This window comes from Pantoea sp. EKM103V (assembly GCF_011800365.1).
GTDB lineage: Bacteria > Pseudomonadota > Gammaproteobacteria > Enterobacterales > Enterobacteriaceae > Pantoea > Pantoea anthophila.
In genome coordinates this window covers 1-15,115 of record NZ_JAALFQ010000004.1, presented here as the reverse complement: position 1 = coordinate 15,115, position 15,115 = coordinate 1, and the positions used below count along the sequence as shown (strand labels likewise).

Sequence of the window (15,115 nt, the reverse complement as noted above, 5' to 3'; positions counted from 1 at the left end):
GATATGTCACAACACCTTAATCACTATGGTCAGCCGGTCGGCCAGCCTTTGCCAGACTGGCAGCCGCGTCCTCTGCCACAACATCAGGTTTTCACCGGTCAGTCGTGTCGGCTGGAGCCCTTCAGCGCCGCGCGGCATGGAGAGGCCCTGTCTGACGCCTGGGCGCTGGCGGAAGATGGGCGCGACTGGACCTATATGTTTATGGGGCCGTTCGATGATCCCCAGGCGTGGCAGGATTATCTCCGGCAGCTGGAGGCCAGCCGCGACCCGCTGCATTTCGCCGTGATCGACCTCGCCACCGGAGAGGCGGTGGGCAGCCTGTCGTTAATGCGTATCCAGCCTGAACATGGGGTGATGGAAGTCGGTCATGTCGCTTTTTCGCCCCGTCTGAAGCAGACGCGCATGGCAACAGAGGCGCATTTCCTGCTGATGCAGTACGCCTTTGAAACCCTGGGTTACCGCCGGTATGAGTGGAAATGCGACAGCTGCAATGCGCCTTCTCGCAGAGCCGCGGCACGCCTCGGTTTTCAGTATGAAGGTGATTTCCGGCAGGCCATTGTCTACAAAGGTCGCTCGCGCGACACCAGCTGGTTTTCGATAATCGATCGCGAGTGGCCGCAGGTGAAAAGCGGGCTGCAGCGCTGGCTGGCGGAGGAGAATTTTACCGCCGATGGTCAGCAGCGTGAGAAGCTGGAGGCGCTGCGCGGCAGGCCCTGAAGCGGTGGCGACAAAGTAAGAGGCCTCTGCAAAAACGCAGAGGCCTGAAGAGAAAAAGGGGATTAAGGCTGGGGCACGATTTTAAGTTCGACCATGCCAATGCCCAGTTTGCGCGGGTCCTGCCCCGTGATATTGCCGGTGTTGCTCAGCTGAGGTTCAGGCGGGGCGATCACCAGCTGGTGGCTGGCGTCCGGGTTCTCAAAATGCAGGGTATGGGTCGAGATCGCTTCGCCCAGCGACAGCAGCTGCTGTTGATTGCCCACGCGAACCGGAATCGGCCGGTGCACATTCGCGCCGTAAGCCCGCGCCGTGATCACCAGATCGAACTTCGCGGGCAGGGCTTCAACGTAGTCGATATGCACCTCAGGCGCGAGATTGGCATTCGACCAGCGTCCCCAGCTCTCCGGGCGTGAGATGCCGCTGAAGCTTTTCACACTCAGCGGCGCGCCGGGGATATCAAGCCGGAAGCTGTCAGCGCTGTAGCGGATATTGTTATCTTCGATACGGATCTGCGCCAGATTTTGCTGATATCGTGCATCGCTGATCGGCCCGTCCGGGAACTGCACCCGGCCTTTCCATTGCGGTTTGTCGATGTGGGTAACGGACGGTGTGCCGCCGGTTTGCCCCATCGCCACACAGAGATCGCCAGAGAGGGCCAGCGACGGCTGCCAGAGTCGCGCCATTTTAAAACAGCGATCGACCCAGACGAATTTATCGGCTGCCGCGAAATCGGCCAGCTGATAGCGCAGCGGTGCCGAATATTCCCCTTCCGGCATCGGCTCAACGTGTTTGTCGCTGATGCGGAACAGAATCGGCAGCTTAAAAGTGGTCCCGGAGAAGCTGAAGGTATTCTTCGTCTGATCGACGGTGAAGTTCTCCATCTTATTCGGGAAGTTCCAGAGCTGAATGATATCGGGCTTCCAGCTCATGACCTTGCTCTTCATATCGTCAAACTGCGTTGAGAGCGACAGCGAAGAGAGGCTGCTGCGGCCCAGACCTATCGCATTATCGCCGCCGAGAATATCCAGCAGCGTGGCGCCATTATCCAGCGTGCTGCGCTTTGCCTCCAGCAGCTCCGCCTGCGGTTTATCCCCGCGGATCACCATAAAGAGATTTCGACGCGGCTGCTTGATCAGCCAGGGATGCGCGGTGTTGTTCATCGCCAGATGATCGGAACTCACCACGATCACGGTATTTTTAAACCACGGTGACGCTTTGATGCGATCGATCAGCCGCGCGACGTGCTCCTGTGAACAGGCGACCGCGCTGAAGGACTGGTTCGGTTTCCCCTCAATGCTGTAGCTTCGGCGCTGACAGCTGCGCGAGATAAATCCGTCAGGATGGTGAGTGTCGACGGTCAGCGTAAACAGCGCAAAAGGTTTACCGGCCCGGGAGAGCGCCTGATACTTCTCAAAGACTTCGTCGAGCACCGTGTCATCATAATAGCCCCAGTTATTGCGGTAGCTGGGATCGGCGACGCGGCTTTTCAGCTCCTGCGAACCATAGAGGTTGGCAGGATCGAAGCCGTGCGATTTCAGGAAGACATCCTTACCGGCAAAACGCAGATCGGCACCCTGAATAAACCAGTTCTCATAGCCGGAGTTTTTCAGGATGTCGCCCAGACAGACATTTTGCGGATAGAAGCTGGAGAGTGATGCCGACGCATTGCCGTCAAACGGGGCAAACAGCGGAATGCCGCACTGTGAGGCGACCATGCCCGCGATCGTGTAATCGGTGCCCGGCAGCTGTTCAGTCTGGCTGAAATCGATACTCTGCTCTTTCTGACGGCTCAGTTCAGGTGCCAGGCCGGGGAAGGCAATCGGATCAAAATAGGTGCGCTCTAAACTCTCGCCATAGATATAAACCACGTTGAGGCGCGGCTGTTCAATGCGGTTACGCGGCACTTTATAGAAGGTGTCGAAGTCAGAATCGGCCAGCTGGGTGTGCGATACGATCAGCGTCGCGACCTGACGAAAGGCGGGGGTGGTCTGCACCGAGCCGATCGCGCAGGCGGCCGCCAGCAGCGACCAGCCCAGATGATGGGGACGCTTACGCCGCCGCAGCACCCAGGAGAGCAGGCAGAACAGCAGAAACAGCACGATGATCAGCCCGATGGCCGGCACCACATATTTACTGACGCCCGCGCCGGTCAGGCTGTTGGTCAGGGTATAGATCACCGCATCGTTAATGCCGTCGCCGGTGAAATAGTTACTGGCGTAGAGGGTGGCGTTCAGCACCACAAATATCACCAGCAGAACAAGAACAAGCATAAACCAGAATCTGTTACGCCCGGCTTTACAGGAATAGATAGCAATAGCAGCCAGAAACAGCACGACTGACACAAATTCGGACAACGGGAAATCCTCTCTCTGCAGGGGGGCGCGGGGCGTCACGCAACCGGCCATCGTCGGGGGATGGTTTTTCGACAATCTATATTGGCTGTCATCGGGCTGCAACATATCCGGCGGATTTGTGCGAGGAAGCGCAGAGGGATTTTGTGTCGTGCCTGCCGGGCGTTCAGCAGACGTGACGGTGGCTGGCGCGCACCGTCAGCAGAGCAGGCGTCCGGGCCGCTTTTCAGAGTTTGCCGGTCAGATACTGCGCTTCGCCGTCGGCAAAACTCCAGTCGCCTTTGTCATTGGTGATAAAGCTGATCATCAGATCGTTGCCCTGCACGCCGCAATGCTCACGCAGTTCGCGCGCCAGCTCCGCCATAAACCGCTGTTTCTGTTCGCTGCTGCGCGGACTGGTAAAGACCCGCACCATCACCAGATTATCGCTGCGGCTGAATCCCAGCCCGGTGTCCTGAAACACCATCTGATAGCGTTTGTTTTCATGAACAATCTGGTAGCGATCCCGTTCCGGCACGTTAAAAGCGGTCAGCACGGCCCGGTGTGCGGCATCCAGTAATGTACGCAGCTCTGATTCTGAACGGCCCTCAATAACATCAAATTGCAGCAGTGGCATAGCGGTTTCTCCTGAGAAATAAGAGGCCTATGGTGACGGCTTTATCCGGCGGGAAAAAGCGCGTAGCCTGAAATGATTATTCATTATTGTGAACAATGCTGATGAAAGAGATGAAGACGGACACCCTGTGGGAGCATCTGCACTGGCTGACGGTACTGGCAGAGCAGGGCAGTTTCACCCGTGCGGCAGCGCGGCTGGATGTCAGCAAAGCGGCGATGAGCCAGAAGATCAAAGAGCTGGAGGAGAGAGCGGGTCTGATGCTGGTGCAGCGCACCACGCGCAGCGTGCGGCTTACCTCCGCCGGTGAGAAGCTGGTGGAGGAGCTGCGCGAGCCTTTTGCCCGCATCGAACAGAGTTTTTTCAGCGTGCGGGATACCGCCGGGCCGGTGCGGGGTCTGGTGCGCATCACCGCACCCGTGGCGTTTGCCCGCCAGCAACTGGTGCCGGTTATCGGCGAGTTTCTGCACGACTATCCGCAGGTGCGCCTGCAGCTGGATGTGACGGATCGCCTTGTCTCGCTGAGCAGCGAGGGGTTTGATCTGGCGATTCGCCACTGTGACACGCTGCCGGAAACGCACGTGGCGCTGCCACTGTGCGACACGCAGACCGTACTGGTGGCCTCGCCAGCCTATCTCAGGGCGCAGGGCGTGCCGGAGAGGCCGCAGGCACTGGCGCAGCACAACTGCCTTTACTATCCGCGCGGCGTCGAGTCACCGCGCTGGCGGTTTGTCGCGCCGGGGGAGAGCGAAACGGTTCAGGTGCAGATTCAGGGCAGTTTTGCCACCAACAACAGTGAGTCGATCCGCGATGCGGCCCTGCAGGGTCTGGGCATTGCCATGCTGCCCGACTTCAGCGCCCGTGAGGCGCTGTCAGCGGGATCGTTACAGTGGGTGTTGCCGGAGTGGCAGCCGGTCGGCGCTTTTGCCGCCCGCCTGTGGATCGTGCGACCCTGGGCGGCACAGGTGCCGCGCGCGGTCACCACCTTTACACACTGGTTACGCGCCCGCTTTAACCACTGAGGGCAGTGCCAGTCCCGGCGAACGGTTATGCATCATCTCCCCAATCAGGCTGCTGCGGTTATAGAGGCCGATACGCAGATTGAAGTCGAGATGCAGCCGCTCATTGCCGGTTAACTTAATAATCGGTGGCGGCGTCTGGGGACGCTGCTGAAACAGCACTGACTGCGCAAAGGCGCTGCTGCTGTCGGCGTGCAGGCGCTGATAATACCAGGCGCTGGCTTCACCTTTACGCAGATAGAGATTGGCCCGCCGGTATTCACGCATCGCCACCTGCTGCGCCAGTGAGAGCAGCTGACGGGACGGGTTATCCATATTCTGCACAAGCAGCGGAAAGTCATCGCGCTTCTGCAGCTCTTGGAAATAGTTGCGGATGCCGACATTTTTAACCGGCGCCAGCTGTTTCAGCCATTCACGGATAAAAGGGTTCTGCGCCGGGGCGGCCAGAAACCAGCTTTCAATGACCGGCGCAAGCAGGTTCAGCGTTGACTGCTCACGGTAGTAGCCGATCAGATCCAGTGACCGCGCCTCGTGAACGCGATGCACCCAGGCGAGATCCTCGAACAGCAGGGTGCTGCAGTCAATGCCGATGCCGCCGTAACGGTGAAGCAGTTCCAGCCGGATGATCTCACTTTTATGCGCCAGCGTCAGATCGGCCGAGATAAAGCGGAGGTCGGGCAGCCATTGCGACAGGGTGCGCTGTGTCACCAGATAGACCTGGTGATCGGGATTATCCCGCCGTATTTTGCTGATATTGAGCGCCATCGAGGCAGGCAGCTGTTCATTATGCCAGACCATCCAGACAATCTTTGGAATCTCCGGCAGCTCTTTCTGCTGAGCGATTAAAACGACATTATCTTCCTGACCCGGATCATATTCCGGCGCCCGACAGAGTCTTTGCTGTTTTTTATTCCATAACATCTGGCTGCTGAACGATATTCTTTTCCAGTTGCGCCAGATTTTATGCGCTGGACGTTGGCGATGTGCAGTCATGATATACCTGTTATTTTTATTTTCCCGTCATAGTGCAGACTCTGCCTGTTCGCATGTGGCGCAAACAGGCGGTATTACAGACTGGCTGCAACCCCGATGCGTGCGGGAATTATTGAAAGGGTTTCCCTGGTGGCGACGCAGTGCCTGAGCGCGCGGTAGTTTCCTCACGGCTATCTGGAATTGCACTGCACCTTTTTAATAAAACATTATTTACTGATTAGCTATGCCTTTTTTTGACTTTAGGATAAAACGGAATCAGGCCGGGTACGAAATAAAAATAAAGGTATGGCCGTAATTAATCATTTATTTCATCCCGGCACGCGCCGTTATTCAGGAATATCTGAATCGCGGGACCGTGGTGCTTACGGGAATGCGGGAGCGGGCGTGATTGCGCTTAATGTGTGACGTAAGCCCGGCTCATCAATCCGCCGAATCAGACAGCCTGAAGCGCATTGTCTACGCTTAAGAAGAACTTACTGAGAAAGGAGCGCACATGCAGAGTGAATCATGGGGTTTGCTGGCGGTCGATAAGCGGGGCAATCGCGTCCTGTTTCTTAATCCGGAGACGTTCGCGGTTGAGCGGGAACTGAACGCCTTTCCACCGCGCCCGCATGAACTCCTGATGCTGGCCCCCTGGGGTAAAGCCTATGTGCCGGTCTATGGCGACGGCGTGCATGGCGACAATCCCCATCCGGGTCATAAAGTGGCGGTCATTGATTTAGCGCGTCGGACGATCAGCGGGTTTATCGATCTCTCGCCGCTGCGGGCACCCCACAGCGGTCAGCTGGGGCGCGACGGTAAAGTCTACCTCTGCTGTGAGGAGAGCGCCGCCGTGGCGGTGATCGATCCACAGAGTGATAAGGTCGAAAAAGTTATTCCGATCCCTTCGCACAATGCGCATCGGCTGACGCTCTCTCCCAGCGGTCGCAAGCTCTTCACCGACAACGAAGAGGATGCCACCATCACGGTGGTGGATCTGTGTGAGGCGGAAGGGCGGGTCATCGACACCATTCTGCTGCCTGGCCCGATTGCCGGTATCGCGGCCTCACCGAAACACCCTTATCTGGTCGCCAGCGCGGCTGACGCGCCGCTGCTCTATGTGATCGATCGGCAAAGCCACCGCATCCGTCAGCGCCTGACGCTGCCGGGCCATCAGCAGCCCTGCCAGGTGGTGCGCTTCAGCGACGATGGCGAACAGCTGGTGGCAATAGGGGATCAGGAACCCCTGGTCACGCTGTTTGACGATTTGCTGAATCCGCTGGGTGACATCGCGGTGGGTAACATGCCGATGGATGGCTGTTTTACCCCCGACAAAAAGCAGCTGCTGATTGCCAATCAGGATGATGGCACGCTGAGCGTGATCGATCTGGCGCAGCGTAAAGTGATTGCCACGCCGCGTGTGGGAACGGGGTGTGAAGTGCTGGGCTATTTTTCGCTCGATCAGATAAACGGGCGATGATAGATCGCGGAACTCCAGTGGCGGCTGCTGGCATGCTTCTCCGCCTGCCAGCCGCGTTTGCGTAATTCCCGGGCAATCATCTTATTCATGATGCCGTGGCCCAGCAGCAGCACGGTGCCCTGAGCGGAGTACCCGATTAACTTTTCTGCGGCCGCTGCGGCGCGCTGGCGCGCATGAGGCAGCGACTCCGCATCACCCGCATATCCGCAGAACCAGAGCAGCCGCAGCAGCGCCAGCCAGCAGAGGATCGGCAGCTGCATCGCGCCCATTCGCAGCATCGGCACGGCAACTTCACTGAACAGAGCATTCACCTCATGCGGCTGCAGACCAAGCTGACTCAGGGAGGACTGCGCGCGGGGCAGGGGACTGCAGACAACAACCGCCGCCTGACGGGCAATGTGGACAGTGCGCGGCGGCGGTCCGTCACTGACCTGTGACCGATCGTAGGCTTCGCACCAGTCTGCCAGCGCCTGCACGCTCAGACGGCCTGCGGCCTGATGATCGGGTTTACCGTGTCGCATCAGAATAATGGTCATACATTCTCTGCCTGGCCTTTTTTTCAGGGTAACGCATTATTTGCGCGCGCAGCGATTTTTCAGCCTGAGCCTGAGTGTCATCCTGCGGTCACAGAGCTGTGCGACAACAGAGTCCGATGAAAGCAGCCCCGCCTGTTTATCATGCTTAATGATTAGAGAAAGTGCTGACTTAACGCGAGTGATGACTTTTTTTTGTGCAAAGTGAGGCGCTGTTAACTGGCTGAATTTGCGATAAAAAACCATGATGACGCACTGTGATAGTGAAGTCTGAATAACATTTTTCGGCGGGATCGCTTGATTTATCTACGCGCGTAGATACACTAGGTCCCCAGTGATTGCTCACGGTGCTCGATGCACAGTCGGCTCCATCGATTGTTAAGTTACATTCGCTCAGTTTAAGTGACCGGTTAAAAAAGATCGGCGAAAACGGGCGAGGCAGATGATTCCAACACCAGGGAATCCTTTAACCTTTCATCATGGTTAGTCAACTGAACGTCGCCACCGGGGAATTCCGCTTTTATCAGGGAATCGACCCATGGACGGGCGTTTATCGATCTGCATACGCATTCAGGGATAGGGTTATGACGGCACACAATTCCGTTAAGCAGCAGGCATCACTGTCATCCACTTCAGCCGCCGATGCGCGGTTTAACACCCCCTCAGGCCGCAAAGATTTCTGGCGCGCCACATTCTCATGCTGGCTCGGCACGGCGATGGAGTACGCGGATTTTGCGCTCTATGGTCTGGCTGCCGGTATCATCTTTGGCGATGTCTTCTTTCCCGAATCGACACCGGCCATGGCGCTGCTCTCCAGCTTTGCCACCTGGTCAGTCGGCTTCGTTGCCCGGCCTATCGGCGCACTTTTCTTCGGCTGGCTCGGCGACCGCAAAGGGCGAAAGGCGGTCATGATCACCACCATCATTCTGATGGGGGCCTCCACCACCTTTATCGGCTTAATTCCCAGCTATGCCACGATTGGCGTCTGGGCACCCGCCTGTCTGGTCCTGCTGCGCTTCACGCAGGGGTTCGGCGCGGGTGCAGAGCTCTCTGGCGGTACGGTCATGCTGGGCGAGTATGCGCCCGCAGAGCGTCGCGGGCTGGTCGCTTCCGTTATCGCGCTGGGCTCTAACAGCGGCACACTGCTGGCGTCGCTGGTCTGGCTGCTGGTGGTGCAGATGGATCAGCAGAGCCTGCTGGCGTGGGGCTGGCGTATTCCTTTCCTCAGCAGTGCGCTGATCGCGCTGGTGGCATTGTGGATCCGGCGTCATCTGCGCGAAACCCCGGTTTTTGAGCGCAGAAAAGCGGAGATGGAAGCGGCGCGCGCCGGTGTGCTGGCGACCCCGCCGGTGAAGGATACGCGGCCGTTCTTCCAGCGCACCCGCGCCTTCTGGACGATGGTGGGGCTGCGCATCGGTGAAAACGGTCCCTCCTATCTGTCGCAGGGCTTCATCGTCGGCTATGTCGCGAAGGTTCTGCTGGTGGATAAATCGGTCCCGACCACGGCGGTGTTCCTTGCGTCGCTGCTGGGTTTCCTGATCATCCCTTTTGCGGGCTGGCTCTCTGACCGTTTTGGTCGCCGGATCGTGTATCGCGTCTTCTGTCTGCTGCTGATGCTCTACGCCTGGCCCGCTTTTATGCTGCTGGATACGCGTGAACCGATGCTGGTCATTCCGGTGATTGTGGTGGGCATGGGACTGGCGTCGCTGGGTATTTTTGGTGTGCAGGCCGCCTGGGGCGTGGAGATGTTCGGCGTGCATCATCGCTACACCAAAATGGCGGTGGCGAAGGAGCTGGGTTCGATTCTCTCCGGCGGCACGGCACCGCTGATTGCGGCTGCTATGCTCTCTTATACCGGACACTGGTGGCCGATTGCGGTCTACTTCTCGGCGATGGCCGCGACTGGATTCTTTACCACCTTTGTTGCGCCTGAGACGCGAGGGCGGGATCTCAATCTGCCTGATGACGCCATCTGACAGGGCAAAACGAAATAAGCAGCAGGCCGTGTAAAGCGGCCTGTTTTTTTAGGGAGGAAAGTGATGTGCCTAAGTCGTTAACGGGAAAAGTGACCCGCAGTGAAGTGGCGAAAGCGGCAGGCACCTCAGTGGCAGTTGTCAGTTATGTCATTAACAACGGGCCGCGTCCGGTCGCCGAGGCGACCCGGCAGCGGGTGCTGGAGGCGATTAAAGCGACCGGTTACCGGCCCAATGCGGCTGCACGGGCGCTGGCGTCCGGCAACACCAAAACCTTTGGTCTGGTCGTGCCGAACATCGGCAATCCGTTTGTTGCGTCCATGGCGCACGTGCTGTTGCAGGAGTCGATGAATCACGGTCATGTCATGCTGCTGGGCGATGCCGGTGACGATCGCCGGCGCGAACTGGAGCTTATTCAGGGGCTGCTCAACCGGCAGGTCGATGGCCTGTTTTATAACAGCGTCGATCGCCATCCATACATCGACCTGATTAAGGCGAGCGGCACGCCCCTGGTGATGCTGGAACGGGTGGAACCTCAGCCGGGCGTGAACATGCTGCGCGTCAATGAGCGCCAGGCGGCCTGGCAGGTCACGGCACATCTGCTGAGCCACGGCTATCAGCAGGTCGGCATCATCACCGGTCCGGTCGATATGCTTAATGCGCAGGATCGTATTCAGGGCTGGCGCGATGCCATGCAGGAGCGCGGCCTGCCGATTGATGAATCGCTGATGTTTCCCGCCAGCTACACCCCACAGGGGGGATATGAAGCGGTGCAGACGATGATCGTCCGTGGCTGCGTGCCCCGCGCGCTGTTCACCAGCAACGAAGGTCAGGCGATTGGCGCAGTGCGGGCCTTTTCGGAGCATCAGATCCGGGTGCCACAGGATGTCGCGCTGGTCTGCTTTAACGGCACCAATCAGTCATCGTTTCATGTTCCGACATTAACGACCGTGCGTCAGCCACTGCGCGAGATGGCGCGTGCGGCGATCCACATGCTGAAAGAGGGGCAGAGCGAAGCCCAGTTAAAGGAGTTTCCACACTATCTTGAAATCGGTGAATCCTGCGGCTGCACGCCGTAATCTCAGAGTTAACGAATAAGAAGATGAAAAGAATCATTATTGATTGCGATCCCGGTAATGGGATTGCAGGTGCCAACACCGATGATGGCCTGGCGATTGCGCTGGCCTTAGCCTCACCCGGCCTGTCGCTGGAATTAATCACCACCGTGGCGGGCAATACGCCGAGCGAGGTGGGCGCGCGCGTGGCGAAAGATCTGATTGCCCGGCTGGGACTCTCCATTCCGGTGGTGCAGGGGGCGACACAGGCGCTGCAGGAAGATCCGGCGCCGTGGCGCGAGACGCTCGATAACCGGGTTAATCAGCTGGCGCTGGCCGATCTCTGGCAGGATGTCCGTCAGCCAGCCGATGTCAGCGCGGATGGATTTGACGCGGCTGACGCTATCGGCAGGCTGATTTGCGACAATCCGGGCGAGATTACGCTGGTGGCGATTGGCCCGCTGACGAACGTGGCGCTGGCGATGCAGCGCTATCCCGCGATGGCCGAATCGGTGGCGGAGATTGTGGTCATGGGAGGCGTCTTTGCGCTGGATGACTATATCAAAGACACCAACTTTGGCCTGGACCCGGAAGCGGCGCACCAGGTGCTGCACAGTGGTGCTGCGGTAACGCTGGTGCCAATGGATGTCACCACGCAGACGCTGCTGACCCAGCAGGATCTGACCCGGCTGACCGCCGTCGATCATCCGCTGGCCGACTTTGTGCGCGACACGCTGCGTCCGTGGATCGACTATTCGATGCAGACCCGTCAGCTGGCGGGATGCTGGATACACGATGCGCTGGTGGTCGCCTGGCTGCTGAATCAGCGTGTCGCCTCAGGGATCGATTACCGGGTCGACATTGAGCTGCGTCCCGGTGCCACGCGCGGCAAAAGCTGGCGTTATCGGCAGCCGCTCCGGCTCTCTGTGGGTGTGCCCGAGCAGTGCGGCGCCTCGGTGCATGTCCTGCATCGCGTCGATAACACGCTGCTGTTATCGATCCTTGAGCAGGCTTTCAGACGCCTGATTAGCTGAGCAGAGGTAAAGGGTCAGATCGCTTCGCAGACATCAATCCAGCGGGCATTCGTCAGTTCAGCCATCTGCTGCGGCGAAATGCGGACGGCGCTATGGATAGCGCCAGCGGCAGGTAAGACTTCTTCAAAACTGCGCAGTGAAACATCACAGTAAACGGTCAGCGGATTTTCCAGACCGAAAGGACAGACGCCGCCCACCGGGTGGCCGGTCCAGTTAATCACCTCGTCAACGCTCAGCATGCGCGCTTTCGCGCCCAGCGCCGCTTTCAGCTTGCGATTGTCCAGCCGGGCATCGCCTCGCGTTACGATCAGCACCACCTCGTTTTTCACTTTCAGCGACAGGGTTTTTGCTATTTCGCCTGGCGTCACGCCGTGGGCGCGAGCGGCCATCCCGACCGTTGCGGTGCTCTCTGCCAGTTCAATAATTTCAATTTCAGGGGCGTGTTCGGCGAAGAACTGGCGCACAGACTCCAGACTCATCTTTCTCTCCAGGCTGATCGAAGGCGTAAAAATTGCCACAAGCCTCTGTGCCTGTAAACGGGATAAACGGAGAATTCGCGGGAATCGGGTCTGTTTAGCTGCTGCTCAGGGTGCAGTTGCCGCATTGCTGAACATCGGGAATGCGATAGCGCTGGCAACAGCTGCGCCGCACCAGTTCACCGTCACGCGGGATCATGGTGCGATAGAGGGGATTGTCGCTGCCATCCAGCAGCCGCTGATTAAAGAACAGCGCCTGTTCCAGCTGCAGGACCAGCGTCTCATCTATCTGGCTTTTCAGCTCACCCAGGAACCACTGGAAGGTGAACCCCATGTTGTTCCAGATCAGGCGGGCGTTGATGTCACCATGCTGCGTAATGCCATTCACGGCCGGGATGAGATGCTGCTGAATCAGGCGGTCGATGCGCTGCAGCGGGTTGAGATAGCGCGCCTCCTCATCCTCCTGCACATCAATCCAGAAGGTGGCCGGATGGCCATGCTCATGAAAACCGACACGAATGTGTTCAGTCGAGCAGTCGAGCGCGCGGGACTCCTGCAGCAGGGCCATCAGCAGCGGCGGGATCAGCAGACCGAAATACCACTGCGCCCAGAGTGAGAGCACGGGTTTCGCTTCACGCACCGCATCGGGATGATCGCGATAGAGGTAGTCACTGTAGCGCCGGATAAGCGGGGCGAAGGCGTCAGCGTGTGACCAGACGGCAAGGGTCTGCGCATCACGCGGGGCTGACTGGCTGAGCCTGGTCGAATCCAGCAGATAGCTGCGCTGCTGTTGCAGCCGTTCATACAGACTTTCCGCCAGTGGACGGTCATTCTGCCGGAAGATCATCGACTGAGCGCTGAAACGCTGTTCCTGAGCTGAAGCGGTTGCCATGACGACTCGCGAAAAGTGTAGATAAGAAAGCAAATGATAATCGTTATTGATTAACTCTACAAGCGGCGTAAAAGCGTGCGGTTGCTGGCGGTAAAAACAGCAGGGGAGGAGAGGAGTAATCAGCCCGGCGATGACCGCGACAGATCGGTCAGATCAACAGGGGCAGACGCCGGTTATCAGCGGGTTATACGGGCTCTTCTGCGGTGTGAGGCGCCTCTCTGGGTAAATCTTCCCAGGCGAGAATGGTATTCCGGCCCTGGTTCTTCGCGACATAGAGGGCGCTGTCGGCATTGGCGACGGCCTGGTCGAACTCGTTGTCGTAAATCGGCGCAATTCCCGCGCTGATGGTGACGTGCGTTGACACAGTCTCATTGAACAGATGGGGGATCTCTAAATCCACCACATACTGACGGATGCGCTCTGCCAGCTTCATCGCAATGGAGCTGTTCACGTTGGTCATCAGCACCAGGAACTCTTCACCGCCATAGCGGGTAACGACATCGCGCGAACGCACCGCATCACGGATCGCCACAGAGACCCGCGCCAGTGCCTGATCGCCCATCGCATGGCCATAATTATCGTTGTAGGCCTTAAAGTGATCGATATCCAGCAACAGCACAAAGTGGCTGCCGGCGTGGTTTTCCAGAATATTGTCGAGCCGGTTCTTCAGACCACGGCGGTTATACAGCCCGGTCAGCGGATCGAGCATGCTGAGGTCGCTGAAGGTCTCTTTCTCTTCGTAAAGCTGATGCATCAGACGCAGGGTAAAGTTGTCAGCCCGGCGGCGCATCAGGTGCTGCAATGAAAAACCGATCAGCGGCAGGGAGATGGTCAGCAGAATTAGCGGCAGGTGCTGACCATTGTCGAGCAGCAATACGGTCAGAACGGGCGGGGCGACGTGCAGACAGAAAGCCACCAGATAATCGCTCAGGGCGATGGCGCTGATAAATAACACGCTGATCAGGCTGATAATCAGAAAGCCACCATCAAAATAGAACACCAGATGGAAGCGATAATTAATATGCCAGGCCCAGAAGATCCCTAATAGCAGCGCAACAGGATTTAACAGGGGGAGTTTAACTTTGGGCCAGATTAAATGGGCAATTAACGTGAGGGAGCTGAAGGCGGCGACACACATAACCGGCAGCGTCGTCTCACTTTTTTCCGTGCTCATTATTGGCAGCAGATAAAAGAGGGAAACGGCGATATTTAAAAACAGGAAAAGCATCACTGAAAGCCGGTATTTACTCTGCTTCAGTTCTTCATATGATTGTAATTTCATTATAAATACTCGTGACGACCCTGAAATACCAAAGCGCAAGCCAGCAGAAAGGAGGGGTCTGCAGGACAATGAGCAAATATTGCTAGTGCTGTTATTAAAGGTGTTATCGGCCGCAATCTAGCATTTTCCAGATGATCTGTCATCTTCAGCGCCGGGCCAGCCAAAAACAGGCTGCAGAACGGGAAAAACTGTCATATGATAATGGGAATGCTTATCATTTGAGGTTGGCGTCATGGGGATAGCGATTGTAGCGGCCTGCGGCCTGTGGGGAATCAGCTGGGCACTGGGTAAAAAACTGGATAGTGCGTGGGGGGTTCTGCTGCCGTGCATAGCGCTGCCGCTGTTTGCCCTATGGGAGCCGGGATTCAGTCAGTGGCGAATGGTGATGATCGTTGCGCTGTTGCTGACGGTGGTGATGCTCTTTCATCAGCGCCTGCGTCACTATCTGCTGCTGCCATCCTGCCTGGCATTAGCGACCGGACTGGCGGCGGTTTCCGTGAATTTTCATCTGAATTAGCAACAGTGCAGGGGCGTCATGCTGACGTAACAGAGAAGGTGTAAAAATCAGAAGGCGAGCCTGAAACGGCAAAGAAACGGTCAGAACAGGAAGAAAGCATGAATAAAGCCGGAGGATGACAACGTTGGTGCGAAGAGAGGGACTTGAACCCTCACGTCCGTTAAGACACTAACACCTGAAGCTAGCGCGTCTACCAATTCC

14 protein-coding genes are annotated in these 15,115 nt (G+C 57.7%); 7 read left to right on the top strand and 7 right to left on the bottom strand.

Annotation, left to right across the window (positions count from 1 at the left end):
* The first annotated feature begins 3 nt into the window (after positions 1 to 3).
* Positions 4 to 717, top strand: coding sequence for a GNAT family N-acetyltransferase (locus HFD97_RS10880; RefSeq protein WP_167431992.1), 714 nt, complete (start codon positions 4 to 6; stop codon positions 715 to 717).
* A gap of 62 nt (positions 718 to 779) precedes the next feature.
* Here the strand turns inward: HFD97_RS10880 and opgB are convergent, their stop codons facing one another.
* The gene (opgB, locus tag HFD97_RS10875; RefSeq protein WP_167431993.1) at positions 780 to 3,071 is read right to left on the bottom strand and encodes a phosphatidylglycerol--membrane-oligosaccharide glycerophosphotransferase; all 2,292 of its coding nucleotides are present in this window, start codon (positions 3,069 to 3,071) and stop codon (positions 780 to 782) included.
* A 223-nt stretch (positions 3,072 to 3,294) separates the two neighbouring features.
* Positions 3,295 to 3,684 (bottom strand): tautomerase family protein, encoded by a 390-nt coding sequence (locus tag HFD97_RS10870; protein ID WP_009092284.1) that lies wholly within the window; start codon positions 3,682 to 3,684, stop codon positions 3,295 to 3,297.
* A 101-nt stretch (positions 3,685 to 3,785) separates the two neighbouring features.
* Here HFD97_RS10870 and HFD97_RS10865 point away from each other — a divergent pair, with 101 nt between their 5' ends.
* Positions 3,786 to 4,703 carry a LysR family transcriptional regulator gene (locus HFD97_RS10865; RefSeq protein ID WP_167428828.1) on the top strand — a complete coding sequence of 306 codons (918 nt, stop codon included), beginning with the start codon at positions 3,786 to 3,788 and terminating at the stop codon, positions 4,701 to 4,703.
* Here HFD97_RS10865 and HFD97_RS10860 read toward each other — a convergent pair.
* The gene (locus HFD97_RS10860; protein WP_167431994.1) at positions 4,680 to 5,693 is read right to left on the bottom strand and encodes a glycosyltransferase family 32 protein; all 1,014 of its coding nucleotides are present in this window, start codon (positions 5,691 to 5,693) and stop codon (positions 4,680 to 4,682) included. The genes HFD97_RS10865 and HFD97_RS10860 overlap by 24 nt on opposite strands.
* Positions 5,694 to 6,186: 493 nt before the next feature.
* On the opposite strand from HFD97_RS10860, the gene HFD97_RS10855 reads away from it, so the two are divergent.
* Entirely contained in the window at positions 6,187 to 7,152 is a 966-nt protein-coding gene (locus tag HFD97_RS10855; protein WP_140028830.1) for a WD40 repeat domain-containing protein, read from the top strand.
* On the opposite strand, the gene HFD97_RS10850 is transcribed toward HFD97_RS10855, so the two are convergent.
* Positions 7,134 to 7,688 (bottom strand): histidine phosphatase family protein, encoded by a 555-nt coding sequence (locus HFD97_RS10850; RefSeq protein WP_009092279.1) that lies wholly within the window; start codon positions 7,686 to 7,688, stop codon positions 7,134 to 7,136. The genes HFD97_RS10855 and HFD97_RS10850 overlap by 19 nt on opposite strands.
* A gap of 581 nt (positions 7,689 to 8,269) precedes the next feature.
* On the opposite strand from HFD97_RS10850, the gene HFD97_RS10845 reads away from it, so the two are divergent.
* The 3 genes from HFD97_RS10845 (at position 8,270) to HFD97_RS10835 (ending at position 11,747) form a co-directional block, all read left to right on the top strand.
* Positions 8,270 to 9,661 (top strand): MFS transporter, encoded by a 1,392-nt coding sequence (locus HFD97_RS10845; RefSeq protein ID WP_167431995.1) that lies wholly within the window; start codon positions 8,270 to 8,272, stop codon positions 9,659 to 9,661.
* Between the two features lie 65 nt (positions 9,662 to 9,726).
* On the top strand, positions 9,727 to 10,737 hold the full coding sequence (locus HFD97_RS10840; protein ID WP_167431996.1) for a LacI family DNA-binding transcriptional regulator: 1,011 nt from the start codon (positions 9,727 to 9,729) through the stop codon (positions 10,735 to 10,737).
* A gap of 23 nt (positions 10,738 to 10,760) precedes the next feature.
* Positions 10,761 to 11,747: a nucleoside hydrolase gene (locus HFD97_RS10835; protein ID WP_154928488.1), complete on the top strand. Its 987-nt coding sequence runs from the start codon at positions 10,761 to 10,763 to the stop codon at positions 11,745 to 11,747.
* A 14-nt stretch (positions 11,748 to 11,761) separates the two neighbouring features.
* Here the strand turns inward: HFD97_RS10835 and HFD97_RS10830 are convergent, their stop codons facing one another.
* The 3 genes from HFD97_RS10830 to HFD97_RS10820 form a co-directional block, all read right to left on the bottom strand.
* Positions 11,762 to 12,226 (bottom strand): YbaK/EbsC family protein, encoded by a 465-nt coding sequence (locus HFD97_RS10830; protein ID WP_046101165.1) that lies wholly within the window; start codon positions 12,224 to 12,226, stop codon positions 11,762 to 11,764.
* Positions 12,227 to 12,320: 94 nt separating this feature from the next.
* The gene (fhuF, locus tag HFD97_RS10825; protein WP_167431997.1) at positions 12,321 to 13,115 is read right to left on the bottom strand and encodes a siderophore-iron reductase FhuF; all 795 of its coding nucleotides are present in this window, start codon (positions 13,113 to 13,115) and stop codon (positions 12,321 to 12,323) included.
* Positions 13,116 to 13,299: 184 nt separating this feature from the next.
* Entirely contained in the window at positions 13,300 to 14,397 is a 1,098-nt protein-coding gene (locus HFD97_RS10820; RefSeq protein ID WP_046101167.1) for a diguanylate cyclase, read from the bottom strand.
* A 232-nt stretch (positions 14,398 to 14,629) separates the two neighbouring features.
* On the opposite strand from HFD97_RS10820, the gene HFD97_RS10815 reads away from it, so the two are divergent.
* Positions 14,630 to 14,914, top strand: coding sequence for a DUF1435 domain-containing protein (locus HFD97_RS10815; RefSeq protein ID WP_111207685.1), 285 nt, complete (start codon positions 14,630 to 14,632; stop codon positions 14,912 to 14,914).
* Positions 14,915 to 15,115: the final 201 nt, after the last annotated feature.

Coding starts and splice junctions, on each gene's coding strand:
- HFD97_RS10845 (WP_167431995.1), top strand. CDS start 8,270: ATGACGGCACACAATTCCGTTAAGCAGCAGGCATCACTGTCATCCACT.
- HFD97_RS10820 (WP_046101167.1), bottom strand. CDS start 14,397: ATGAAATTACAATCATATGAAGAACTGAAGCAGAGTAAATACCGGCTT.
- HFD97_RS10815 (WP_111207685.1), top strand. CDS start 14,630: ATGGGGATAGCGATTGTAGCGGCCTGCGGCCTGTGGGGAATCAGCTGG.
- HFD97_RS10860 (WP_167431994.1), bottom strand. CDS start 5,693: ATGACTGCACATCGCCAACGTCCAGCGCATAAAATCTGGCGCAACTGG.
- HFD97_RS10880 (WP_167431992.1), top strand. CDS start 4: ATGTCACAACACCTTAATCACTATGGTCAGCCGGTCGGCCAGCCTTTG.
- HFD97_RS10835 (WP_154928488.1), top strand. CDS start 10,761: ATGAAAAGAATCATTATTGATTGCGATCCCGGTAATGGGATTGCAGGT.
- fhuF (WP_167431997.1), bottom strand. CDS start 13,115: ATGGCAACCGCTTCAGCTCAGGAACAGCGTTTCAGCGCTCAGTCGATG.
- HFD97_RS10870 (WP_009092284.1), bottom strand. CDS start 3,684: ATGCCACTGCTGCAATTTGATGTTATTGAGGGCCGTTCAGAATCAGAG.
- HFD97_RS10830 (WP_046101165.1), bottom strand. CDS start 12,226: ATGAGTCTGGAGTCTGTGCGCCAGTTCTTCGCCGAACACGCCCCTGAA.
- HFD97_RS10850 (WP_009092279.1), bottom strand. CDS start 7,688: ATGACCATTATTCTGATGCGACACGGTAAACCCGATCATCAGGCCGCA.
- HFD97_RS10865 (WP_167428828.1), top strand. CDS start 3,786: ATGAAAGAGATGAAGACGGACACCCTGTGGGAGCATCTGCACTGGCTG.
- HFD97_RS10855 (WP_140028830.1), top strand. CDS start 6,187: ATGCAGAGTGAATCATGGGGTTTGCTGGCGGTCGATAAGCGGGGCAAT.